This window comes from Halorubrum rutilum (assembly GCF_024494565.1).
Genome location: NZ_JANHDN010000001.1, coordinates 631,197 through 656,608 on the forward strand (window position 1 = coordinate 631,197; position 25,412 = coordinate 656,608).

Consider the following 25,412-nt stretch of genomic DNA (forward strand, 5'->3'; position numbering starts at 1 on the left):
GCGGCGCGGCAAAAATCGCCAGCGGCGGCCGCGCCCGGCGACGCGCCCCCCGATATCGGCCGATTCGGCGCTTGTTGACAGATCAGCGATAATACGTCCGTCCGATTCGATCGCAAAGATTGCCAGAAGCTCGTCCGGAATACGTCCTTATACACCATCCATCCGTCCTTATATCTGACATCCGCCGTATTATCAAGTTGATTTTTTGTGAAACCCAAGTCGAACGTTTATATACTCCCATTTCTCCTTGTCGAAACGTGATTCAACACATGAACACGAACGAACGGTGCGGTTCGGAAGACGTACGTTCAATTGAGGTGGTCGAATCGTGATGACCGACGTACTCGCGACGGTCGACCCGAGCACGTTCGCGGACGCGATGAACGGGACGTGGATCCTCGTCGTGACGTTCCTCATCTTCTTCATGCACGCGGGCTTCGCCATGCTCGAAGCCGGGCAGGTCCGCTCGAAGAACGTCGCGAACCAGCTGACGAAGAACCTCCTGACGTGGAGCGTCGGGGTGACGGTGTTCTTCCTGATCGGGACGGCGTTCACGAGCCTGATGAACGGATCGGCGGGCGTCGCGTCCGTCGCGGGGACGCTGTTCTCCGGCGGTGAACTCGCCGTCGACGCCGGGACGGTCGGCCCGTACGTCAACTGGCTCTACGGCGCGGTGTTCGCCATGACGGCCGCGACCATCGTCTCCGGCGCGGTCGCCGGCCGCGCGAAGCTCCGTGCGTACGTCACCTACACGTTCCTGCTGGCCGCGGTCATCTACCCGATGGTCATCGCGTTCACCTGGTCGGCCTCCGGCGACGGCCTCGTCGCGCAGCTGACCGGCACCGCGTTCCACGACTTCGCCGGCGGCATGATCGTCCACGGCATGGGCGGTATCGCGGGGCTCACCGCGGCGGCCGTGCTCGGCCCGCGGATGGATCGCTACGCCGATGACGGCTCGACGAACGTCATCCCCGGCCACTCGCTGACGTTCGCCGTCCTCGGGACGCTCATCCTCGCGTTCGGCTGGTACGGCTTCAACGTCGGGACGGCCTCCGTGGTCAGCGGCGGGATGTTCAACACCCTGACGCTCAACCTGGTCGCGATGGGGACGACGATCGCGATGGCGGCCGGCGGGATCGGCGCCGCCCTCGTCGTGTGGCTCCGCACCGGGAAGGTCGACACGCTGTACGTCGCCAACGGCCTGCTCGCCGGGCTCGTCGGCATCACCGCGATCCCCGACACCACGGCGTGGTGGGGCGCGCTGGTCGTCGGCCTCCTGGCCGGCGGCCAGCTCCCGCTCGTCTTCGAGTTCGTCTCGGACACGCTCAAGATCGACGACGTCTGCGCGGTGTTCCCGGTCCACGGCAGCGCGGGCGTGCTCGGGACGCTGCTGTTCCCGTTCGTCGCCGCGCCCGGCGAACTGAGCGCCGGCGTCGGCGCCCACTTCGTCGCCCAGCTGACCGGCGTCGTCATCATCGGCGGCTGGACGCTCACCGCGACCGCGGTCGTCTGGTACGTCCTCAAGCTGAGCGGTGAGGCCCGCGTCACGCCCGAACACGAGCAGGAGGGCCTCGACATCTCCGAGCACGGCGTCGAGACCTACCCCGAGTTCGGCGGCGACCGCGTCGCGACCGACGGCGGTCCGGCCGTGGTCGACACCACCGACGACTCCCCGCGCGCCGACGGCGGCGAGGAGGCGGGGTCGCAGATCAAGATGGTCACCGCGGTCGTCCGCCCCGACAAGCTCGGGGCCATCAAGCAGGCGCTCGCGGAGGTCAACGCCCCCTCGCTCACCGTGACGAACGTCTCCGGTCGCGGCTCGCAGCCCGCGAAGAAGGGCCAGTGGCGCGGCGAGGAGTTCACGGTCGACCTCCACCAGAAGGTGAAGGTGGAGGTCGTCGTCGCCGACATCCCGGCCGACGAGGTCGCGGAGGCGATCGCCGAGGCCGCCAAGACCGGCGAGCCCGGCGACGGCAAGGTGTTCGTCATGCCGGTCGAGGACGCGCTGCAGGTCCGCACCGGCACCACCGGGCCGGAGGCGGTGTAAGCCGGCGGCGACGCGCGGACTTCGAGGGAACCGGACCGACGACCGACTCCGACTCGCTTTTTCGACCGGGTTTCGAGGCGCCGTACCGCCGGGCCGCGGCGCCGATCGACGGAGGCCCCGGCGGTCCGTAACCGGTCTCACCGCCGGGTCGGCAACTACTTTCATCCCGCCGCCCCAACCCGTCGGTATGAACCACGAGCGCTCCCGCGGGCTGTACGACCGCGCGCTGTCGGTGATGCCGGGCGGGGTCAACTCCTCGGTCCGGGCGACGATGCCGCATCCCTTCTTCATCGAGCGCGGGGACGGCGGCCACGTGATCGACGCCGACGGGAACCGGTACGTCGACTGGGTGATGGGGTACGGGCCGCTGCTGTACGGCCACGACCTGCCGGACCCGGTGGAGGCGGCGGTCCAGTCGCACGTCGCCGAGGGACCGATGTACGGCGCGCCGACGGAGGTCGAGGTCGAGCACGCCGAGTTCGTGGCGCGGCACGTCCCGAGCGTCGAGTCGATCCGGTTCGTCAACTCGGGGACCGAGGCGACCGTCTCGGCGGTGCGGCTCGCGCGCGGTCACACCGACCGCGACAAGATCGTCGTGATGCAGGGCGGCTACCACGGCGCGCAGGAGTCGACGCTCGTCGAGGGGTCGCCGGGGGACGCGCGCCCGTCGACGGCGGGCATTCCCGAGGAGTTCGCGCAGCATACGCTCCCGATCCCGTTCAACGACCCGGAGGCCGCGAAGGCGGTGTTCGCGGAGCACGGCGACGAGATCGCCGCGGTCCTCGTCGAGCCGATCCTCGCGAACATGGGGATCGTGGCGCCGGTCGACGGCTACCACGAGACGCTCCGCGAGCTGTGCGACGACCACGGCGCCCTCCTGATCTTCGACGAGGTGATCACGGGGTTCCGCGTCGGCGGCCTCGGCTGCGCGCAGTCGAAGTTCGGCGTCACGCCGGACGTAACGACGTTCGGCAAGATCATCGGCGGCGGGTTCCCGGTCGGCGCGATCGGCGGGCGCGCCGACGTGATCGAGGGGTTCACGCCCGCGGGCGACGTGTTCCAGTCCGGCACCTTCTCGGGGCATCCGGTGACGATGGCCGCCGGGAAGGCGACCCTGGAGTACGCGGCCGAGAACGACGTGTACGAGCACGTCAACCGGCTCGGCCGAAAGCTCCGCGAGGGAATCGCCGAGATCTGCGCGGAGCGCGCGCCCGAGTACACCGTCGTCGGCACCGACTCGATGTTCAAGACGGTGTTCACCCGCGAGGCGCCCGACGAACCCGAGGCCTGCTGTCCCGGGGGCTGCCGGCAGGACCCCGACTGCGCCCGGTACGACTCGTGTCCGAAGACGGGCGCGGACGTCGCCGACGCCGCGACCGACCGCTGGGAGCGCGTGTTCTGGCAGGAGATGAAAGAGCAGGGGGTGTTCCTCACCGCGAACCAGTTCGAGTGCCAGTTCACCTCCTACGCGCACACGGAGGAGGACGTCGAGCGGACGCTGGAGGCGTACCGGGAAGCGATCTGACCGATAACGGGAGTAAGTATTGCAGATCGCTGGTGGCAAGACTGTATTTAAATAACACTGAGTGGCAGCGGCAATCACTAATAGAGAGATGTGCGGTGGCGCGCGCCTCCGAGTGGCCGCCACTGGCGGCCGCGAGGAGCGCGTGCGAGGGAGTCGCTGGCGGCGCCAGCCGCCAGCGACAAGGCTGGGGCTTTGGAGGTGTTCACCATAGCGTCATCAGTCACTCATAAACAGCCGACAGCGACACTACTCTCTCACATATAAAAAATCACTCAACCGTATCGATACACCTACTCCCGGTATCGAACAGGTACGAGAGATAGCGTCAGAAGCGGAAGCAGTACGTATTCGCGGGTCAGTTGCGGAACGTTTTTATCCCGGAACGAAACTACGTACTGGTAATGATCGCGGAGGCTCGTCCCGACGCCGCCCTCGTCCGAGGCCGACGAGCCCCGCGACCGCGACGAGGCGTCCGACCGCCGCGACCGGCTTCCGGCGCGGCGCGACGACGGGCCCCCTCGGGCCAGTAATCTTCATCCCTCGTCGCGTTCGCGCCGTTTCGTCTCGGAGAGTGACAGCTACGTCGTCGGACAGCGCCGAGTCCGTCAATTTCTTCCGGTAATTAAATCGGTGAATTTAAGGGCGTGAGCCCAGTGTACTCCCCTAATGGCAACCGTTGCACTCGCGTTCAGTGGGGGGCTCGACACGACCGTCTGCGTCCCGCTGTTGAAAGAGGAGTACGGCTACGACGAGGTCATCGGCGTCAACGTCGACGTCGGGCAGCCGACAGAGGAGTTCGACGAGGCCGAGGAGACCGCCGAGGCGCTGGGGCTCGACCTCCACGTCGTCGACGCGAAGGAAGAGTTCGCGGAGCTGTGTTTCGACGCGGTGAAGACGAACGCGACGTACCAGGGCTACCCGCTCGGGACCGCGCTCGCGCGCCCGGTGATCGCCGAGGCCATCCTGGGCGTCGCCGAGGCGGAGGGCTGTGACGCCATCGCGCACGGCTGTACCGGGAAGGGGAACGACCAGCTCCGGTTCGAGGCCGTCTGGCGCGGCTCCGACCTCGAAGTGATCGCCCCCGTCCGCGAGCTCGGACTCACCCGCGAGTGGGAGATCGAGTACGCCGCGGAGAAGGACCTGCCCGTCGAGGCCGGCGACGGCGGCGTCTGGTCCATCGACGAGAACATCTGGTCGCGCGCCGTCGAGGGCGGGAAGCTGGAGGACCCGAACTACGAGCCGCCGGAGGACATCTACGAGTGGACCGCCGAGCCGGAGGGCGAGACCACCATCGAGGTCGCCTTCGAGGAGGGCGTCCCGGTCGCGGTCGACGGCGAGGCGATGGACCCGGTCCCGCTGATCCAGCACCTCAACGAGTACGCCGGGAGCTACGGGATCGGCCGCACCGACGTGATGGAGGACCGGATGCTCGGGCTGAAGGTGCGCGAGAACTACGAGCACCCGGCCGCGACCGTCCTGTTGACGGCCCACCGGGCCCTGGAAGACCTCGTCTTAACCAAGAACGAGCGCTCGTTCAAGCAGGGGATCGAGCAGGAGTGGTCCGAGAAGGCGTACCAGGGGCTCGTCTTCGCCCCCGTCGTCGACGCGCTCGACGCCTTCGTCGACGAGACGCAGGACGTGGTGACCGGGACGGCGACGGTGAAGGTCTCCGGCGGCAACTGCCGCGTCGTCGCCCGCGACTCCGAGTACGCGGTGTACTCCGAGGAGATGGCCTCGTTCAACACCGAGGACGTGGCCGGCATCGCGCAGGAGGACGCCACCGGCGTCGCGAAGTACCACGGGCTCCAGGAGCGCCTCGCCAACGACGTGGCCGCGGGCGTGGAGCGGCCCGAGCTCGCGACCGACGGGTCGGGAGACGACGGGACGGACGAGTAGATGACCGACGACGATCCCGGCACCGCCGTCCGGCGCGACCGATTCAGCGGCGGTCCCGCCCGCGAGTTCCTGTCGAGCCTCGCGGCCGACGCGGCCATCTTCGAGGCCGACCTCGCGGTCGACCGCGCGCACGTGGTGATGCTCGCGGAGCAGGGGATCGTCGACGGCGCGGTCGCCGGCGAGATCCTCGGCGCGCTCGACGACGTGGAGGCCGCCGGCCACGGCGCGCTCCCCGACGGCGAGGACGTCCACGAGGCGATCGAGACGGCCGTCATCGACCGGATCGGGCCGGACGGCGGGCGGATGCACACCGCCCGCTCGCGCAACGACGAGGTGGCGACCTGTATCCGGTACCGGCTGCGCGAGGACCTGCTCGCGGCCGCGGAGGCCACCCTGGCGCTCCGCGAGGCGCTCGTCGAGGTCGCGAGCGAGCACGCGGAGACGGTGATGCCCGGCTACACGCACCTCCAGCCGGCCCAGCCGACGACGGTCGCGCACTACCTGCTGTCGTACGAGGGCGGGGTCGCCCGCGACACCGCGCGCCTGCTCGACGCGTACGAGCGGGTCAACCGGTCGCCGCTCGGCGCGGCCGCGTTCGCGGGGACGCCCTTCGATATCGACCGCGACCGCACCGCCGAGCTGCTCGGGTTCGACGGGACGGTCCGGAACGCGACCGACGCGGCGTCGGCGCGCGACTTCCTCGCGGAGGGCGCGACCGCGTGCGCGACGCTCGCGACGACGCTGTCGGGGCTCGCGGAGGACCTCGTCCTCTTCTCGAACAAGGGGTTCGTGGAGCTGTCGGACGCGTACGCCTCCACCTCCTCGATCATGCCCCAGAAGAAGAACCCCGACACGCTGGAGCTGACCCGCGGCGTCGCCGGCGACGCGATCGGCGAGGCGACGGGGACGCTGAGCCTGCTCAAGGGGCTCCCGCGCGCCTACAACCGCGATCTCCAGCGCGCCCACGCGAGCGTGTTCGAGGTCGCCGACGACGTGCGGGAGGCGACCGCGGTCGCCGCGGGCGCGGTCGCGACCGCCGACTGGGACGAGGCCGCGCTCGCGGACGCCGCGGGCGACGGCTTCTCGACGGCGACCGGCGTCGCCGACCTGCTCGCGATGAGCGGGATGCCCTTCCGGACGGCCCACGAGATCGTCGCGACGGCCGCTGAGGAGGTCGCCGACGGCGACTCGCCGGCCGCGGCGGCCGCAAAAGTTGACGAGGCCGCTCGGAACGTGACCGGCGAGCCCCTCTCGACGCACGTGAGCCGCGAGGACGTGGAGTCGGCGCTCGATCCGGCCGCCAGCGTCGCGAGCCGGGACTCCGCCGGCGGGCCGGCTCCCGCGGCGGTCGCCGACGGGCTCGCCGCCGCCGAGGCCGGGATCGGTGAGGACGACGACGCGCTGGCGGCCGAGCGCGACGCGCTCGCCGACGCGAGCGAGGCCCTAAACGCGGAGGTCGATCGCTATGTCTGAGCCGCGACGACCGCCGGGCGCCCCCTGGCTCGATCGGTGGCGGTCCGGCCGGCGACGTCGGTCGGACCGCCGACCCGATCGGCGCCGACGACCGTCCCCGTAAGGGGGACACAGTTACTACCGGGATCTGATATCCGATCTCGAAACGGCTCGATCTCGCCGATTCGCTTCCGTTAGCGGCCGATCCGTGTTATGTAAACTATCTAATAAGTTCGAAGCCTTTATGCCCGTCCGCGGTCGACTGTCTCCTACGATGACGAGCGACACCGACACGCTGCTGGCAGAGGACCCGATCACGGGCGAGGAGATCGAGCTTCCGGCCGACGTCGAGGTCGGCGAGATCATCGACAGCCCGGTCACCGGGACCGAGCTCGAGGTCATCTCGCTGGACCCCGTCACGCTGGAGGAGGCGCCCGAGCTCGAGGAGGACTGGGGCGAGTAGATGTCGACGACCGCCGCGGCCGCGACTCCCGAGTGGTCGACATGCGCGTAGGGATCCTCTACTCCCGGATCCGGAAGGACGAGAAGCTCCTGCTCAACGAGCTCCGCGACCGGGACCACGAGGTCGAGAAGATCGACGTCCGCAAGGAGCGGTTCGGGCTGGAGTCGACGACGGCGAACGTCGCGGACCTCGACATCGTCGTCGACCGCTGCCTGTCGACGAGCCGGTCGCTGTACGCGACGCGGTTCCTCGACAGCTACGGCGTGCCCGTCGTCAACTCCCCGGAGACGGGCGACGTCTGCGCCGACAAGGCGAAGAACTCGCTCGCGCTCGCCGAGGCGGACGTCCCGACCCCGGCGACCGAGGTCGCGTTCACGAAGGAGGCCGCGCTGGAGGCGATCGAGTCGTTCGGCTACCCCTGCGTGCTCAAGCCGGTCGTCGGGTCGTGGGGGCGGCTGATGGCGAAGATCGACACCCGGGACGCGGCCGAGGCGATCTTGGAGCACAAGGAGACGCTCGGCCACTACGAGCACAAGGTGTTCTACGTCCAGGAGTTCGTCGACAAGCCCGGCCGCGACATCCGCGCGCTGGCGGTCGACGGGGAGCCGATCGCCGCGATGACGCGCTCGTCGGACCACTGGCTCACGAACGCCGCGAAGGGCGGCGAGACGGAGTCGTTCGACCTCGACGACCGCGCCCTCGAACTGGTCGAGCGCGCCTCAGACGCGGTCGGCGGCGGGATGCTCGGCGTCGACCTGATGGAAGTGGGCGGAACCGACTCCGGCGAGTACACCGTCCACGAGGTGAACCACACGGTCGAGTTCAAGGCGCTCGACGCGGCCGCTGACGTCGACGTCCCCGCGGCGGTCGTCGACTGGCTGGAGGCGAAGGCGGCCGCGGCGGCCGACGGCGCCGACGACGCCACGGAGGTGAGCGCGTGACGGCGGAGTCCGGCGCGGCCGCCGCGGGCGACGCGGCGCCCGCCGAGACGTACACCGCGAGCGTCGTCGGCGGCACCGGCTTCACCGGCGGCGAGCTGCTGCGGATCCTCGCCGGTCACCCCGCGTTCGACGTGGTACAGGCCACGTCGCGGTCGGCCGACAACATGACCGTCGGCCGGTCGCACCCGAACCTGCGCGGGCTCGACCTGCGCTTCTCCGACCCGGACGACCTGGAGTCGGTCGACGTGCTCTTCTCGGCGACGCCCCACGGCGTCTCGATGGGGCGGATCGACGAGTACTTCGAGGTCGCTGACACCGTCGTCGACCTCTCGGCGGACTTCCGGCTGCCCGAGGCGGACGCCTACGACGAGTGGTACGACGGCCACGAGTCGCCGGAGTACCTGGAGCGCGCGGAGTACGCGCTCCCCGAGATCAACCGCGAGAACCTCCCCGGCGCCGACCTGATCGCCGGCGGCGGCTGCAACGCGACGGCGACGATCCTCGGGCTGAAACCCCTGGTCGACGCCGGCGCGCTCGGCCCCGACGCGGGCGAGGTCGTCGTCGACGTGAAGGTCGGCTCCTCGGAGGGCGGCGCCGGCGGCGGCGCGGCCTCCTCGCACCCGGAGCGCTCGGGCGTCGTGCGCCCGTACGCCCCGACCGGGCACCGCCACGAGGCGGAGATCGAGGCGTACCTCGGGCTCTCGGTCTCGTTCACCGTCCACGCGGTCGACATGGTGCGCGGCGCGAGCGCGACCTGCCACGTCTTCCCCGACGGGCCGGTCTCGAAGGGCGACCTGTGGACGGCGTACCGCGACGCGTACGCCGACGAGCCGTTCATGCGGATCGTCTCGGGCGGGGGCGGCGTCTACCGCTACCCCGAGCCGAAGTCGGTCGCCGGGACGAACCACGGCGAGGTCGGCTTCGAGCTCGACCCCGGCAACCGGCGCGTCGTCGTCTTCTCCGCGATCGACAACATGACCAAGGGGTCGGCGGGACAGGCGGTCCACGCGGCGAACGTCGCCTTGGGACTGCCGGAGACCGCCGGCCTGGAGTTCGACGGGCTGCACCCGGTGGGGTCGCCATGAGCGAGACCGAGAGCGAACCCCCGGTCGTCGTCAAGATCGGCGGCGCGAAGGCGGTCGACCCGGCCGGCGCGGTCGGCGACGTCGCCCACCTCGCCGCCAACGGGCGCCCGGTCGTCGTCGTCCACGGCGGCTCGACGGTCGTCGACGAGACGATCGAGCGGCTCGGCATGGAGCCGGAGTACGTCGAGTCCGCCTCCGGCGTCACCGGGCGGTTCACCGACGCGGAGACGATGGAGGCGTTCACGATGGCGATGGCCGGCAAGCTCAACACGGAGCTGACGGCGCGGTTCCGCGAGGCCGGCGTCGACGCGGTCGGCCTCTCGGGCGTCGACGGCGGGCTCCTCTCGGGGCCCCGCAAGTCGGCGGTCCGCGTGGTCGAAGACGGCAAGCGGAAGATCCGCCGCGGCGAGCACTCCGGCCGGATCGAGTCGGTGAACGCCGACCTCCTCTCGGGGCTGCTCGCCGACGGCTACACGCCCGTCGTCTCGCCCCCGATGGAGGGGAAAGAGAGCGACGGCGGCGTCACCCCCGTCAACGCCGACGCGGACCGGGCGGCCGCCGCGGTCGCCGGCGCGCTCGGCGCCGACCTCGTCCTCCTCACCGACGTGACCGGCGTCTACGCGGATCCGGACGACCCCGACACGCTGATCGAGTCGGCGGCGACGCCCGAGGAACTCGCGGCGGTCGAGGACGCCGCCGAGGGGTTCATGGGCAAGAAGGTGATGGCCGCGAGGGAGGCGCTCTCGGCCGGGTCCGGGCGCGTCGTCGTCGCCGACGCCAACGTCCGCGACCCGATCGTCGCCGCGCTCGGCGGCGGGGGGACGACGGTCGAGCGGTCGGCGCTCGGCGGCGACGCGGACGACGAGGCGGGAGAGGGCTCGGCGGCCGAAACGGGGGGTGAGACCGCGTGAGCGGCTTCGTCTTCTCGGAGAAGCCGATCGAGATCGCCTCGGGCGACGGCGTCCACGTCACCGATACGAACGGCACCGAGTACCTCGACTTCGGCGCGAGCTACGCCTGCACGCCGGTGGGTCACTGCCACCCCGAGGTCGTCGACGCCGCGACGACCCAGCTGGAGGAGCTGATGTACGTGCAGGCGTCGTACCCGCACGCCGCGCGGACGGCGCTGTACGAGCGGCTCGCCGAGGTCGGCCCCGTCGACGTCGACAACGTCTGGCTCTGTAACTCCGGCACCGAGGCCAACGAGGCCGCGCTGAAGTTCGCCCGGCACGCCACGGGCCGCGAGAAGATCATCGCGACGACTCAGGGGTTCCACGGCCGGACGATGGGCGCGCTCGCGACCACCTGGAAGCAGAAGTACAAGCAGGGATTCGAGCCGCTCGCCGGCGGCGTGGAGTTCGTCGAGTACGGCGACGCCGAGGCGATGCGCGAGGCGGTCGACGACGAGACCGCCGCGGTCATTCTGGAGCCGCTGCAGGGCGAGGGCGGGATCAACCCCGCCGACACGAAGTACCTGCAGACGGTCCGCATCGCGACGGCGACGTCCGGCGCGGCGATGATCCTCGACGAGATCCAGACCGGACTCGGCCGCACGGGCTCGCTGTGGGCGGCCGACAGACACGACGTGGTGCCCGACGTCCTCACGACCGCGAAGGGGCTCGGCAGCGGGCTCCCGATCGGCGCCACGCTGTGCCGCGACTGGATCGCCGAGGACGCCGGCAACCACGGCTCGACGTTCTCGGGCGGCCCAGTCGTCTCCGCGGCCGCGGGCGCCACCCTCGACGTCATCGAGCGCGAGGGGCTCCCCGAGCACGCCGCCGAGGTCGGCGCGTACCTCCGCGGGCAGATCGAGGAGCGCCTCGGCGACGACGTCCGCGACGTGCGCGGCGACGGGCTGATGATCGGCATCGAGGTGAAGCGCGGGTCGAACCGGCTGCTGCGCGACCTCGCCATCGACCACCGGATCCTCGCGCTGCCGGCGGGCCGCACGGTGGTGCGCCTGCTCCCGCCGCTGACGATCGAGCGCGAGCACGCCGACGCCGTCGTCGACGCCCTCGCGGAGGTGATCGGGTGATGGCGGCCGGAAAGGAGCGCGAGGAGGCCGAGGCGGGCGGGGAGTCGGAACCCGAGGCGGACGGCGAGACGGAGGCGGCGGCGGGGTCGTCGCCGGCCGGTACCGACGTCGTCGCCGGCGGCGGCTACCCGGCGGACTGCGACACGCCGGCCCGGAAGCTGCTGTACGACATGGTGTCGATCCCGTCGCCGTCCGGCGAGGAGGAGCGGGCCGCCGAGCGCCTCGTCGACTTCTTCGAGGCCAACGGCCGAGAGGCGTGGATCGACGGGGGCGGGAACGTCCGCGCGCCCGCGGACGACGCCGTCCTCCTCACCTCGCACGTCGACACGGTCCCGGGCGACATCCCGGTCGAGGTGCGGCCGGCGCCGCCGGAGGGCGAACTGCCGGACGCGTCCGACGTCCGCGTCGGCGAGCCCGGCGAGCCCGTGCTGTGGGGCCGCGGGGCGGTCGACGCCACCGGCCCGCTGGTCGCGATGGCGGTCGCGGCGGTGAAGACGGGCGTCTCCTTCGCCGGCGTCGTCCGCGAGGAGGTCGACTCCGCCGGCGCGCGGCACCTCATCGACGACCGCGACGCGCCCGAGGCGGTGATCAACGGCGAGCCGTCGGGGTGGCGCGGGATCACCCTCGGCTACCGCGGCCTGCTGGAGGGAACGTACGTGAACACCAGCGAATCGGGCCACTCCTCTCGGCCGGAGCCGAACGCGATCCAACACGCGATCGACTGGTGGCACGGCGTCGAGGAGACGTTCACGCCCGACGACTCGGAGACCGCGGTGTTCGACCAGGTGACGACCAAACCGATCTCGATCGACGGCGGCCTGAGCGACGACGGGCTCGCGGTCGAGACGACGATGAGCGTCCAACTGCGGATCCCGCCCTCTCGCCCGGTCGACGAGATCCACGAACTCGCGGAGGCGGAGCTGTCGACCGGCTCGGTCCACTGGGGCGACCCGATGCCGCCCGTGATGGAGAGCCCTCGCACGGACCTCGCGCGGGCGTTCCGCGTCGCGATCCGGGGCACCGGCGGCGACGTGCGCCTGCTCCGGAAGACGGGGACGAGCGACATGAACCTCTTCGCGGCCGCGTGGGACTGCCCGATGGTCACCTACGGCCCCGGGAACTCCGACCTGGACCACGCGCCGGACGAGCGGCTCCCGCTCTCCGAGCTCGACCGCGCCGTGACCGTCCTGACCGACGTCTGCCGCGAGCGACTGTAGCGTACCGACGCTCGACCACCGACCACGACCGTTCTCACACCGCACCCGCACACACCACACACGATGCCACTCGCCACCGACGACTTCCTCGACATCGACGACGTGACGCCCGCCGAACTGGACGCCCTGCTCGACCGCGCCGCCGCGATGAAGGCGGGCGAGACCGACCCCCGACTGCCGGACGCGACGCTCGGGATGATCTTCGAGAAACCGTCGACGCGCACCCGCGTCTCCTTCGAGACGGGGATGACCCGCCTCGGCGGCCACGCGATGTTCCTCGGTCCCGACGACATCCAGCTCGGGCACGGCGAGCCACTGCGCGACACCGCGCGCGTGCTCGGCCGCTACGTCGACGGGGTGATGGCCCGGCTGTTCGACCACGAGGACGTGGAGACGCTCGCCGAGCACGCCGACTGCCCCGTGATCAACGGGCTCACCGACGAGGCGCACCCGTGCCAGACGCTCGCCGACCTGCTCACCATCCGCGAGACGGTCGGCGAGGACGCCACGGTGGCGTGGGTCGGCGACGGCAACAACGTCGGGCAGTCGTTCGTCGTCGGCGCGGCGATGGCCGGCATCGACATCGCGGTCGCCACGCCCGCGGAGTACGGGATGGACCCGGCCGTCTTCGACCGCGCCGCCGAGTTCGGCGCGGACGTGGAACCCACGACAGACCCCGAGGCGGTCGTCGGCGACGCGGACGTCGTCTACACCGACGTGTGGATCTCGATGGGCCAGGAGGACCAGCGCGACGAGAAGCTCGCCGCCTTCGACGGGTTCCAGGTGAACGCCGACCTGCTCGCCGGCACCGACGCCAAGGTGATGCACTGCCTGCCGGCGCACCGCGGCGAGGAGGTCACCGACGGCGTGTTGGAGTCCGACCGCGCTCTCGTCTGGGACCAGGCCGAAAACCGGATGCACGCGCAGAACGCGCTGCTCGTCGAGCTGCTCGGCGGGGAGTGAGCGCGGAGCGGGAACCGACCGGGTGCGGACCCATTTATAAGTAGATATGCGGTGGCGCGTGCCGGTGAGCGGCCGACAGGCCGCGAACCGGACGCGCGAGGGAGTCGCTGGCGGCGGCAGCCGCCAGCGACAGGGCGAGAGCGAAGCTCTCGCTTGCAACCGGACTACGTCCGGTGACGAGGCTGGGGAGGCGTGAGGCGCGGTGCGGTTGCGGTCGGGTGGGACTCAAAAGGGCAGTCGCGAGGACGAAGCACGACGACGCAAGCACTGGAAGGAGCGAGCGCAGCGAGCGACTGAAGCGCGCAGCGAGTCGCGCAAGTCCTCGCGACTGCCCCTTTGAGGGCGCCTACCGCTGATCCGTTATTAGCTATTTATATACAAACGGTCAGATCATCGGTGGAGTTCGCTGTGGCGACAGATCCGGTATAAGGCCCCGAACAGCGATCTAGTTCCCGGTCCAGCGCAGTATCGCCAGCGTCCCCTCGTACAACGCGATCATGGTGAGCGTCACGATGATCGGCGCCATCCCGGTCGGGTCGGGGCTGAACAGGAACGCGATCCCGAGGAACGCCCCCCAGAACAGCAGCCGCTTCGCCTCCAGCCACTGGCGGGTGACGAGGTTCATCATGATCGCGAGCATAATGAACAGCGGGATCTGGAAGACGATCGCCATGAACGCCAGCATGATGACGATGAGGTTGAACGTCTCCGCGAGTCCGAAGGCGATCGTCGCGGCGTCGGAGGTGTAGGTGGTGAAGTACGAGAAGATCGCGGGCAACACGAGGAAGTGCGCGAACGCGATGCCGATCCCGCCTAAGATGAGGCTCGTCGGGACCGCCGCGAGGTAGTAGCGTCGCTCGTTCTCGTAGAGGCCGGGCTTCATGAACCGGTAGGTCTGGTAGACGAACGCCGGGAGCCCGACGACGACGCCCGCGAGCCCGGCGACCTTCAGCCGCGTGAGCGGGAGTTCGAGGGGGCCGTACAGCCGCGGGCGGTTCTCCATCGGCGCGGGGATGTGGTAGCTCCAGAAGTAGTTGATGAGCTCCGTCGACTCGGTGACGACGACGAGCGTCGCGAGCCCGCCGAAGAGGAAGACGACGGCGAGCCGCCGCATCATCTCCTCGATGTGGGCCGCCAGCGGCATCTCCTCGTCCGACTCCGGCGCCTCCAACCCCTCGAAGGAGTCGTCGGCGCCGTCGTCGACGACCGTCGCGTCCTCGACCGTTCCGGCGGCGGCCGCGTCCCCCGGCGTCGCCGGCGTTCCGCCGTCGCCGAGGCTCTGCGCGTCGTCGGGGTCGTGGACGTCGAAGACGTCGCTCGCGTCGCCGGTCTCGTCGTCGGGGTCGGTCGCTCCGTCGTCGTCGGCGCTGGAGTCGGCGGCGGCGTCGCTGGTGGAGTCGGCGGCAGCGTCGCCGGCGTCACCCGCTTCGTCCGCGTCGCCCGCGTCGTCCGCGTTGCCCGCTTCGCTCGCGTCGCGAGAGCGATCCGCGGCGCCGTCGATCTCGGGCGTGACCTCCGGAGAGACTTCGGACTCGACGGACGAGTCCCCGTCTTCGGTGGACTCGTCGTCCGCGTCGCCGTCGCCGTCGGGAGCGGCGTCGTCGGAGACAGAGTCCTCCTCGGGGGGTGATTGCCCGTCGCGCGACCGGTCCGAGTCGTCCATTCGGTTCACCATCGAGACCGGGCGACTATAGGCCTTTTCGGATAGCGCCGAGCCGGATCGGGGCTCGCGGCGCGCGCGGCGGGTCGAAAAGGTTGATAACGGGGACGGACTTCCTCTCCCGTATGGCGAGTGCCCTCGACGAGGACACCCAGCAGTCGCTCGCGGCGGGCCGCGAGTCGGCGAAGGCGTTCCTCCGGTCGATCCAGAAGGACCTCCAGAAGGTGTTCGTCGTCTTCCTGCTGGGCTTCCTCGCGACGTTCTGGGCGCTCCGCGTGTACATCTGGGACCGGCTCAGGGCCGTCACGGAGTCGAACATGTCCCCCGCGGTCGCCGCCGAGACCGACGTCATCGCCACCACCCCGTTCGAGGTGATCCTCCTGCAGGCGAAGATCGGGCTGATCGTCGGCGCGATCACCGCGATCCCGCCGCTGATCTACGTCTCCCGCGGCGAGCTCCGCGCCCGGGGGATGTGGCCGCAGTCGCCGATCCCGCGCTGGAAGCTCGCGGGGATCGGGCTCCTCGGCGGCGGGCTGTTCGGCGTCGGCGTCGGCTACGGCGTCTACGCCTTCTTCCCGATCATGTTCTCCTTCCTGGCCGGCTTCGGGCTGGAGGCCGGGATCCAGCCCACCTACTCCATCGTGATGTGGACGGAGTTCATCGTCTTCCTCTCGCTGTCGTTCGGGCTCGCCGGCCAGATGCCGCTCCTCATCACCGGGCTCTCGTACTCCGGGATCGTCCAGTACGAGACGTTCCGCGACAAGTGGCGCTACGCCGTCGTCGCCATCTTCGTCTTCGGCGCGGTGTTCTCGCCGCCGGACCCGTTCACGCAGCTGATGTGGGCGTTCCCGCTGATCGCCCTCTACGGCTTCAGCCTCTACCTCGCGAAGCTCGTCGTGACGGCCCAGCGGAGCTCCGACCGCATCGACGTGCTCGGCGCGGCGCGGAACCACTGGAACGTCGTCGGCGGCGCGGCCGTCCTCGGCGGCGGCCTGGTCTACGCCTTCTACGAGTACGGCGGGCGGACGCTCCTCAACGACCTCCTCCGAGCGGCCGGGAGCGACTGGCGGTTCCTCGAACCGGGCGCGGGACTCGGCGTCGACCCCGCGACCGGCGCCGGGATCTACGTCGCCCTCTGGGCGCTGGTCTTCGTCGTCGTCGCGACGCTGTGGGCCGTCTACGCCGACCTCGACACGACGAGCGCGGGGTACCGGTACGGCGACCCGGCCGCAATCGACGTGGGCGAGCTCGACGCCGCGGGCGTCCGGGCCGCCCCCGACGCCGCCTTCGAAGCGATGGACGAGGAGGAGTCGCTCGCGCTCGCGCAGGCCGCCATCGACGACGACGATCCGGAGAAGGCGCAGGCGATCCTCGACCGCTTCGACGAGGCGCACGAGGGGGGAGACGACGGCGCCGGCGGCGACGGGAGCGACGACGCGGACGCGACCGGGTCGGGCGGGGCCGGCGGCGCGGGGAGTGGGGGCGGCGCAGGCGGCGACCAGGGCGGACTGGTGGGCGCGGTGCAGGACCGGACCTCCCGCGCGAGCTCGACGTTCCTCTCCGAGCTCACCGACGGCGAGGAGGAGGCGGCCGAGGACGACATCGGCGGCTACTACACGGACCTCAAGTTCATCTTCGACTCGCTGCGCTCGAAGTCGTTCATCCTGCTCGTGGTGTTCGGCGGCGTGATGGCGGCCGCGTTCACGTGGCTGTACCTCGGCGGGCTGGCGACGGTGCGGAGCGACCTCGAACGGCGCGTCCCGGCCGAGATCGAGGGCGGGATCAACATCATCACGCTCCACCCGGTCGAGGCGCTGATCTTCATGGTGAAGTTCTCGATCCTGCTCGGGATCGTCGCGGTGTTCCCGGTCGCGCTCTACTACGCGTGGCCCGCCCTCCGCGATCGCGGCTTCGTCGCCGGCCGGATATACAAGGTGTACCTCTGGGCGGGCGCGCTGCTCGGCGGGCTGATCGGCGGCTTCGCGCTCGGGTACGCGTACATCGCGCCGGGGCTCATCGGCTGGCTCGTCACCGACGCGCGGCTCGCGGACATGGTGATCACCTACCAGGTGAGCGACTTCCTCTGGCTCGTCGTCTACACGACGATCGGGATCGGCTTCCTCGCCGACATCCCGATCGCGATGGTCCTGCTGAACGACGCCGGCGTCCCGTACCGGGTCTTCCGGAACCGCTGGCGCGAGGTCACCGTCGGGATCATGCTGTTCGCGGCGGTGTTCACCCCGGCCGACGTGATCACGATGTTCCTCGCGACGCTCCCGCTGATGGCGGCGTACGGGGTCGGCGTCGGGCTCCTGTTCCTCGTCACCGTCGGCGGGCGCCGGAACCTCTCGCCGCCCTCGAAGGTCGTGGATCGGTGAGGGACACGGTCGCCGAACGGTCGTCGCGATCCCTCGCGTGAGACCGCCGCGACCGACGAGTATTCCCGCGCGCGCACGCTAAGAGCGGACGAAATGAGCAAGGACTACATCGAGGTCCGCGGCGCCGAGGAACACAACCTCAAGGACCTCGACGTCCGGATCCCGCGCGAGGAGTTCACCGTCGTCACCGGGCTCTCCGGGTCGGGGAAGTCGTCGCTCGCGTTCGACACGGTGTACGCCGAGGGGCAGCGCCGGTACATCGAGTCGCTGTCGGCGTACGCCCGCAACTTCCTCGGACAGATGGACAAGCCGCAGGTGGAGTCGGTCGAGGGGCTCTCGCCCGCGATCTCCATCGACCAGAAGAACGCCGCGAACAACCCCCGCTCGACCGTGGGGACCGTCACCGAGCTGCACGACTACCTCCGGCTGCTGTACGCCCGGATCGGCACCCAGTACGACCCCGTCACCGGCGAGGAGGTCGGCGAGCAGTCCGCGCAGGACATGGTGAGCCAGATCCTCGAACTCCCGGAGGGGACCCGCGCGAAGATCGCCGCGCCGGTCGTCCGCGACCAGAAGGGGGCCTTCGAGGAGCTGTTCGAGGAGCTGGTCTCGGACGGGTACGCCCGCGTCGAGGTCGACGGGGAACCGGTCGACCTGACCCTGGACGACCCCGAGCTCGACCAGAACTACGACCACACGATCGACGTGATCGTCGACCGCGTCACCGTCTCGCCCGACGCCCGCTCGCGGATCACCGACTCCGTGGAGACCGCCCTAGAGGAGGCCGGCGGCGCGCTCAAGCTGATCGTCCCGGACCCGCCGGAGGACGTCCCGTTCGCCTCCAACACGCGCTCGACCGGGTCGCTCGCCGAGGACGCCGAGGGCGACGACCGGCTGATCGTCGAGTTCTCCGAGGAGCTCGGCAACCCCAACTCAGACTTCCAGTTCTCCGAGGTCGAGACGCGCTCGTTCTCCTTCAACAGCCCCTACGGCGCCTGTTCCGAGTGCGAGGGGATCGGCTCGACGAAGGAGGTCGACGAGGACCTCGTCGTCGAGGACCCCTCGAAGCCGCTGAAACACGTGTTCGAGCCGTGGAGCTACGACCGCACCTACTACTCCCGCCAGCTCGACAACGTCGCCGAGCACTTCGGCGTCTCGCTCTCGACGCCCTTCGAGGAGCTGGACGAGTCGGTCCGGCGGCAGTTCCTCTACGGCACCGACGACCGCGTCCACTTCGAGTGGACCACGAAGAACGGCACGCGCGAGAAGACCGAGCGCTTCGAGGGCGTCATCCCGAACCTGGAACGCCGTCACGTCGAGACCGACTCCGAGCGCGCCCGCGACCACATCGAGGAGTTCATGGCCGTGACGACGTGCCCGGAGTGCGAGGGCACCCGCCTGAAGGAGCAGTCGCGGCACGTCCTCGTCGACGGGACGCCGATCACCGAGGTGAACCGGATGTCGATCGCCGACGCCCGCGCGCACTTCGAGGGGATGGAGGCGCGGCTCGGCGAGCGCGACACGAAGATCGCCGAGGAGATCCTCAAGGAGATCCGCGCGCGGCTCGGCTTCATGGAGGAGGTCGGGCTGGAGTACCTCACGCTCGACCGCGAGGCGTCGACGCTCTCCGGCGGGGAGAGCCAGCGCATCCGCCTCGCGACGCAGGTCGGCTCCGGGCTCGTCGGCGTGCTGTACGTCCTCGACGAGCCGTCGATCGGGCTCCACCAGCGCGACAACGACCGCCTGCTCGACACGCTCACCGGGCTCCGCGATCTGGGTAACACCCTCCTCGTCGTCGAGCACGACGAGGAGACGATGCGCCGCGCCGACGAGATCATCGACATGGGGCCCGGTCCCGGCAAGCGCGGCGGCGAGGTCGTCGCGCAGGGCGACTTCGACGACATCGTCGACGCCGACGAGTCGGTCACCGCCGACTACCTCGCGGGCCGGAAGGAGATCCCCGTCCCGGGGGAGCGCCGCGAGCCGGAGGGGAAGCTGACGGTGCGGGGCGCCCGCCAGCACAACCTCAAGGACGTCGACGTGTCGATTCCGCTCGGGACGCTGACGACCGTCACGGGCGTCTCCGGCTCCGGGAAGTCGACGCTGGTCCACGACATCCTGTACAAGGGGCTCGCCCGCGAGATGAACGACAACACCTCGGTCGACCCCGGGGAGCACGACGCGATCGAGGGGATCGACGGGATCGAGACGGTGCGGCTCATCGACCAGTCGCCGATCGGCCGGACGCCGCGCTCGAACCCCGCGACGTACACCGACGTGTTCGACTACGTCCGCGAGCTGTTCGCGGAGACGAAGCTCGCGAAGCGCCGCGGCTACGAGAAGGGCCGCTTCTCGTTCAACGTGAAGGGCGGGCGCTGCGAGGAGTGCGGCGGCCAGGGGACCGTGAAGATCGAGATGAACTTCCTCTCGGACGTGTACGTCCCCTGCGAGCAGTGCGGCGGCGCGCGCTACAACGACGAGACGCTCGACGTGGAGTACAAGGGCGCGACCATCTCCGACGTGCTCGACATGAGCGTCGACGAGGCGTACGACTTCTTCGAGAGCCACCAGGGGCTCCGGCGCCGCCTGAAGCTCCTCAAGGACGTCGGGCTCGGCTACATGGAGCTCGGCCAGCCCTCCACCACCCTCTCGGGCGGCGAGGCGCAGCGCGTGAAGCTCGCCGAGGAGCTGGGAAAGAAGGCGACCGGCGACACCCTCTACCTGCTCGACGAGCCGACGACGGGGCTTCACAAGGAGGACGAGCGCAAGCTCATCGACGTGCTCCACCGCCTCGTCGACGGCGGCAACACGGTCGTCGTCATCGAGCACGAGCTCGACCTGGTGAAGAACGCCGACCGGATCATCGACCTCGGGCCCGAGGGCGGCGAGGGCGGCGGCGAGCTCGTCGCGAGCGGGACCCCCGAGGCGGTGGCGCGGAACGACGACTCGCACACCGGGCAGTACCTGCGCGACCTGCTCCCCGACGTCGACATCGCGGGGCCCCGCGACGACCGCCGGAAGCCCGCGGCCGCGGACGACGACTGATCCGGGCGACCGAGCCGGGAGTGAGTTCGACGCCGTCTCCGGCTCTCTCCGTCGGAACGCCGGCGAAGGGGTTTTGTTTTGGTAGTCCTTGGCACGCCCCTATGGAACGCCGAGCGTTCCTCTCTGCGGGCGGCGTATCGGTCCTCGCGTTCGCGGCCGGCTGCTCCTCCATCGGCGGCGACGACGGCCCGGACGGCTCCGTGGCGGTCGTCGAGGAGTACTACCGACGGGCGAGCGCGAGCGAGGACAGCGAGGCGTTCGCGGACGACGTGGCGGCGCTCGCGCACGGCGCGTCACCGCTCGCGCGCCTCGCCGAGGACGTTCCGATGGCGTTCGACAGCACCGTCAGACAGGAGCTCGCGGGCGCGACGGTCGCGACCGAGGACGTCTCGGCCGACCGGATCCGGGCGATCTCCGGCTTCCTCGCCGCCTCGCTCGACGAGGGGGAGGTGGAATCGATCGCGGCGGAGAACGCCGTCGTCTCGGCGGTCGTCGCGGACGACGGGGTCGAGGGCGGCGAGTTCGAGCTCCGGTGGCTGGTCGCGACCGACGGCGGCGAGTGGCGGCTCGTGTGGCCCGACGAGCCGGAGGGGTCGGCGGCGACCGCGCTCGCGGCTCAGAACTTCTCCAGCAGGTCGCCGTAGAACTCGGTGTCGCGGTCGTCCGCGAGCTTCTCCACGATGAGCTCCGGCGTCGACCGCGCGAGGTGGCCCTTCCGCGGCGACCGGTTCACCCGAAGCTCGCCGTCGACGAGCCCCTCGGCCTCGATCCCGTCGACGGCGACGTCAAAGTCGGCGGCGTCGCGGATCTCGCGGGCGAGGTGGGAGACGAAGACGGCGGTGGCGTCCTGGCCGTCGAGCGCCTCCAGGATGCCCGCGATGATCTTCGCGGAGGCGCCGGGCTCCGTGATCGACTCCAGCTCGTCGACGAGGACGAGCCGGCCGTCGGCCCCCTCGACGAGGTCGCCGAAGTCGCGCAGCGTCGCCTCGAAGGCGCCCGCGTCGAGGGTCCCCTGCGACTTCGCGTAGTAGTGGACCTCCTCGAAGCGCTCGACCGTCGCGGACGCGGCCGGCACGGGCATCCCCATCTGCGCGAGGACAACGACGAGCGCCACGAGGTCGAGCGTCGAGGTCTTGCCGCCGGAGTTGACCCCGGAGAGGAGCGTCGCGCCCGACACGGCGTAGTCGACGGGCTCGGCGTCGGCGAAGTCGACGTTGAGGAGCGGCGAGCGGCCGCCCTCGATCCGGAAGCCCTTCTCGGCCTTCGCGTCCGGTCCACCCGCCGCGCCCGGGTCGACCACCTCGGGCATGACGCAGTCGAAGTCGCGGGCGAACCGCGCGACGGCGAGCTCCACGTCGAGTTCGAGGGCGTCGCGGACGAGGTCCTCGACGGGCTCGCGCAGGTCGCCGAGGTCGCTCGCGAGCTCGGCCTTCAGCGTCGCCGCCCGTCGGTCGCGGGCCGCGGAGAGCTCCGTTCGGAGCCGCGAGACGGCGCTCTCGTCGTGATCGACCGGAAACGAGGGGTCGCCGCCGAAGACGCGGTCGGCGAGCTCCGCCTCCTCGGGCTCCAAGCGGAGCGCGTCGGCGAGGTGCTCGCGGGCGCGGGCCAGCGCCTCGTCGTACTCGTCGGCGAGCTCGCGGTCTAGGAGCGAGTCGACGCGGGCGCCCTGCTCGACGAGGGAGAGGAAGTCGGTCCCCTCGATCGTCACGTCGCGCTCGCGGATCGCCTCCCGGAGGCGGTCGTCGGCGACCGACTCCGCGGTCGACACGGCGGCGTCGAGGTCGTCGACGGCGGCGGTCAGCCGCTCCAGCTCCGCGTCCCCGACGATCGTCCCGTCGTCGTCGAGCCGCGCGAGGGCGTCGCGGAGGGCGTCGGGGTCCGCCGCGGGCTCGCCGCCGGCGACGGGGTCGCCCGCCGACGCGGCCGCCTCGTGGACCGCCGCGGCCGCCTCCAGCCGCTCGCGGTTCGCGGCGAAGAAGGAGAGCAGTCGCTCCGGGACGGTCTCCGCCGGCTCGTCGAGGGCGTCCGGCCGGACGTGGACGTCCCCCTCGACGTCGAGCCCGGCGAACGCCTCATCGAGCACGATCACGGTCGCGTACGACCGGGCGAGCTCGGAGACGTCGCGGGCGTCCTCGACCGTCTCGACCGAGAGCTCGGGGACCGCCGACTCGGCCCGCGCGAGCGTCTCGGCGTCGGCGGTCGCGAGGCAGCGGTCGCGCACCCGGACCGTCGGCGGGTCGGACAGCGGCTCGACCCCGGCGAGCGCCTCTAGGACCGCAGGGTCCGGGTCGCGCTCGACCGCCGACTCGACGAACGACTGCGCCTCCGCGATCCGCGAGGCCGAGGCGCTCGGGTAGAACGTCTCCAGGCGCTTGGCGGCGTAGTCGGTGACCGTGCGCTCGCGCAGCAGGTCGATCGCCTCCCGGTACACCTCGCGGGCGCGGTCGGTCGCCAGCACCCGGCCGTCGTCGCCGTGTCGCCGGCGGATCGCGCCGCGGGCGATGCGGGCCGCGCGGGCCTCGTTGACGCCGGGCGCGCGGGCGATGGCGGCGACGTCGCCCGACTCGACGGTCCCGACCGGGTCGTCGAGCTCGCGCAGCGCGGCGGCCGTCTTCGCTCCGACGCCGGGGATCGCCTCCAGCTCCATCTACTCGCGGCTATCGCGGCGACGCGCAAAAGCATGGGGGTCGCGATCCCGCCGCCGCGGCGGGTTTCGGACGGCGACCGGGCCTCGGGTCCCGGCCGACGCGTCCGCCGTCGCGGCCGGCGCGCTTCCCGTTGCGGCCGACGAGTCCTCGGTCGCGGGCGACGCGCTTTTTCCCGCCGCCGCCGAACCGGGGCCATGAGCCACCACACCCTCGCCGCCGACGGGGACGGTCTCGACCCGGAGACGGCGGCGAAGGCGGCCGCCGCGCGGGACGCGCTCGCCGAGCGCGACGGGGTCCTCGTCGCCTTCTCGGGCGGCGTCGACTCCGCGGTCGTCGCCGCGCTCGCGCGCGAGGCCCTCGGCGACGACGCGGTCGCGTGCACGGCGCGGAGCGAGACGCTGCCGGCCGCGGAGCTCGACGACGCGAAACGGGTCGCCGGCGAGATCGGGATCCGCCACGAGACGGTCGCCTTCTCCGAGCTCGACGACCCGGAGTTCGTCGCCAACGACGGCGACCGGTGTTACCACTGCCGGACGATGCGGCTCGGCCGGATGTACGAGACGGCCGAGGAGCTCGGGATCGGCACCGTCTGCGACGGGACGAACGCCGACGACCCCGGCGAGGGCCACCGCCCCGGGCTGCGCGCGGTCGAGGAACTGGACGTGGTCTCGCCGCTGCTGGACGCCGGGATCTCGAAGGCGGAGGTGCGCGAGATCGCCGAGGCGTACGACCTCTCGGTCGCCGACAAGCCGTCGATGGCCTGCCTCTCCTCGCGGATCCCGACCGGACTGGAGGTGACGGAGGCGCGGCTGACCCGCGTGGAGAAGGCCGAGCGCGTGCTCCGCGAGTGGGGGTTCGAGGGGTTCCGCGTCCGCGACCACGACGGGCTCGCGCGCGTCGAGATCGCGCCGGACGAGCTGGAGCGCGCGCTGGACCCGGCGTTCGCCGACGCGGTCCACGAGCACCTCACCGATCTGGGGTTCGACTACGTCACCCTCGACATGGCCGGCTACCGGACCGGGAGCGTGAGTCCGGGCGGCGGAGAGGGGGACGACGGCGGCCGCGAGAGCGACGGCGACGGAGAGGGCGACGGCGACCGTAACGACGGCGACGAAGAGGGCGACATCGACCGTAACGACGGCGGGAGCGACCCGAACCTCGGGCGGCGGTATCCGCGCTGAGGGGGCGACGAGTTCGGTTCGAGGTGAGGGGTCGCTCGCGTTATCACCCGTGAGACCCCGACGCGAACGCTTATTACCGGTGTTGGGAAACCGACAGCTATGAGCGAGGCACAGACGCTCGCGGTCATCGCCGGCGGCGTCGGCGGCGCGGTCGGCGCGTTCGTCGGGGTCGCGATCGGCGGGAGCGCGCTCTCGGTGGCGCTGACGACGCTCGTCGTCGCGCTGCTGATCGGCTGCGGGGTCATCGCGAGCGCCGTCATCGCCGGCGACGTGGAGTTCCTCGCGAACGCCGACGGGGAATAAGCGAGACGGGAACACGGGGTTGCTCGTTTATAAGCAGACAGCTGCGGATCGTCGGTGAACATCTCCAAAGCCCCAGCCGCTCAGCTATACGTGAGCGATGACTATGGATCGGCAGAGAACATCTCCAAAGCCCCAGCCGCGAGGGCTCGCGCGGCTCGCTGCGCGCTTCAGTCGCTCGCTACGCTCGCTCCTTGCAGTGCTTGCGTCGCCGTGCTTCGCCCTCGCGGCTGCCCCTTTGAGTCCCGCCCCGCACAGCACCGCAGCCTCACACCTCCCCAGCCTCGCCGCTCGCTTCGCTCGCGGCGTCCCTCGCGCGTGCGACTCGCGGCCGGTGGCCGCTCGTCGGCACGCGCCACCGCAACCCTGAGTTCCGAGCGATCGCCGCCGTCATCTAGGGGTGGTTATAAATTGGGGCGACAGTCGACGGTCCGCGGGCCGGTTAAAAAGGCTGTGTTGAATCGCCATACAGCAGCGAGGTAGGCCACTAAATCAAAGGAGTTGAAGCGGGAAGATTCGGTTGCCTATGACACAAATCTCCCGCTTCATCGGGGAGGTTGTGCCGGTTGCTCAAAG

At 70.8% G+C, this 25,412-nt stretch carries 18 protein-coding genes; 16 read left to right on the plus strand and 2 right to left on the minus strand.

Annotated elements, in window-relative coordinates; genetic code table 11:
• Positions 1-331: 331 nt before the first annotated feature.
• From NO900_RS03330 to argF, 11 genes are all read left to right on the plus strand, one after another.
• Positions 332-2,047, plus strand: coding sequence for an ammonium transporter (locus tag NO900_RS03330; protein ID WP_256407787.1), 1,716 nt, complete (start codon positions 332-334; stop codon positions 2,045-2,047).
• 187 nt (positions 2,048-2,234) lie between these two features.
• Positions 2,235-3,572 carry a glutamate-1-semialdehyde 2,1-aminomutase gene (hemL, locus tag NO900_RS03335; protein WP_256407788.1) on the plus strand — a complete coding sequence of 446 codons (1,338 nt, stop codon included), beginning with the start codon at positions 2,235-2,237 and terminating at the stop codon, positions 3,570-3,572.
• A gap of 666 nt (positions 3,573-4,238) precedes the next feature.
• A complete protein-coding gene (locus NO900_RS03340; RefSeq protein ID WP_256407789.1) occupies positions 4,239-5,468 on the plus strand; it encodes an argininosuccinate synthase in 1,230 nt (409 codons plus the stop codon).
• Complete coding sequence (argH, locus tag NO900_RS03345; protein WP_256407790.1) at positions 5,469-6,941, plus strand: argininosuccinate lyase; 1,473 nt, start codon at positions 5,469-5,471, stop codon at positions 6,939-6,941. It abuts the gene before it with no gap.
• Between the two features lie 253 nt (positions 6,942-7,194).
• Positions 7,195-7,383 carry a lysine biosynthesis protein LysW gene (gene lysW, locus NO900_RS03350; RefSeq protein WP_123113496.1) on the plus strand — a complete coding sequence of 63 codons (189 nt, stop codon included), beginning with the start codon at positions 7,195-7,197 and terminating at the stop codon, positions 7,381-7,383.
• A gap of 41 nt (positions 7,384-7,424) precedes the next feature.
• Complete coding sequence (gene lysX, locus NO900_RS03355) at positions 7,425-8,324, plus strand: lysine biosynthesis protein LysX (protein ID WP_256407791.1); 900 nt, start codon at positions 7,425-7,427, stop codon at positions 8,322-8,324.
• A complete protein-coding gene (argC, locus tag NO900_RS03360) occupies positions 8,321-9,409 on the plus strand; it encodes an N-acetyl-gamma-glutamyl-phosphate reductase (RefSeq protein WP_256407792.1) in 1,089 nt (362 codons plus the stop codon). The genes lysX and argC overlap by 4 nt, the downstream gene beginning before the upstream one ends.
• Positions 9,406-10,320: an acetylglutamate/acetylaminoadipate kinase gene (locus NO900_RS03365; RefSeq protein WP_256407793.1), complete on the plus strand. Its 915-nt coding sequence runs from the start codon at positions 9,406-9,408 to the stop codon at positions 10,318-10,320. Before argC ends, NO900_RS03365 begins: the two co-directional genes overlap by 4 nt.
• Entirely contained in the window at positions 10,317-11,444 is a 1,128-nt protein-coding gene (locus NO900_RS03370) for an aspartate aminotransferase family protein (protein ID WP_256407794.1), read from the plus strand. The genes NO900_RS03365 and NO900_RS03370 overlap by 4 nt, the downstream gene beginning before the upstream one ends.
• Positions 11,444-12,661, plus strand: coding sequence for a [LysW]-lysine hydrolase (locus NO900_RS03375; RefSeq protein WP_256407795.1), 1,218 nt, complete (start codon positions 11,444-11,446; stop codon positions 12,659-12,661). Before NO900_RS03370 ends, NO900_RS03375 begins: the two co-directional genes overlap by 1 nt.
• Positions 12,662-12,724: 63 nt before the next feature.
• Entirely contained in the window at positions 12,725-13,624 is a 900-nt protein-coding gene (gene argF / locus NO900_RS03380; protein WP_256407796.1) for an ornithine carbamoyltransferase, read from the plus strand.
• 445 nt (positions 13,625-14,069) lie between these two features.
• Here argF and tatC (NO900_RS03385) read toward each other — a convergent pair whose 3' ends face one another.
• Entirely contained in the window at positions 14,070-15,287 is a 1,218-nt protein-coding gene (tatC, locus tag NO900_RS03385; RefSeq protein WP_256407797.1) for a twin-arginine translocase subunit TatC, read from the minus strand.
• A 122-nt stretch (positions 15,288-15,409) separates the two neighbouring features.
• Between tatC (NO900_RS03385) and tatC (NO900_RS03390) the strand changes: the two genes are divergently transcribed.
• The 3 genes from tatC (NO900_RS03390) to NO900_RS03400 all read left to right on the plus strand — a co-directional run bounded on the left by tatC (NO900_RS03390) (position 15,410) and on the right by NO900_RS03400 (position 21,351).
• Positions 15,410-17,662 carry a twin-arginine translocase subunit TatC gene (gene tatC, locus NO900_RS03390; RefSeq protein WP_256407798.1) on the plus strand — a complete coding sequence of 751 codons (2,253 nt, stop codon included), beginning with the start codon at positions 15,410-15,412 and terminating at the stop codon, positions 17,660-17,662.
• 93 nt (positions 17,663-17,755) lie between these two features.
• Entirely contained in the window at positions 17,756-20,707 is a 2,952-nt protein-coding gene (gene uvrA, locus NO900_RS03395; protein ID WP_256407799.1) for an excinuclease ABC subunit UvrA, read from the plus strand.
• Positions 20,708-20,808: 101 nt separating this feature from the next.
• The gene (locus tag NO900_RS03400; protein WP_256407800.1) at positions 20,809-21,351 is read left to right on the plus strand and encodes a hypothetical protein; all 543 of its coding nucleotides are present in this window, start codon (positions 20,809-20,811) and stop codon (positions 21,349-21,351) included.
• Here the strand turns inward: NO900_RS03400 and NO900_RS03405 are convergent.
• Entirely contained in the window at positions 21,324-23,354 is a 2,031-nt protein-coding gene (locus NO900_RS03405; RefSeq protein ID WP_256407801.1) for a MutS-related protein, read from the minus strand. The genes NO900_RS03400 and NO900_RS03405 overlap by 28 nt on opposite strands.
• 195 nt (positions 23,355-23,549) lie before the next feature.
• Between NO900_RS03405 and larE the strand changes: the two genes are divergently transcribed.
• Together larE and NO900_RS03415 are read left to right on the plus strand one after the other, a co-directional pair.
• Positions 23,550-24,536, plus strand: a complete 987-nt coding sequence (larE, locus tag NO900_RS03410) for an ATP-dependent sacrificial sulfur transferase LarE (protein ID WP_256407802.1) — start codon at positions 23,550-23,552, stop codon at positions 24,534-24,536.
• 99 nt (positions 24,537-24,635) lie between these two features.
• On the plus strand, positions 24,636-24,839 hold the full coding sequence (locus NO900_RS03415) for a hypothetical protein (protein ID WP_256407803.1): 204 nt from the start codon (positions 24,636-24,638) through the stop codon (positions 24,837-24,839).
• Positions 24,840-25,412: the final 573 nt, after the last annotated feature.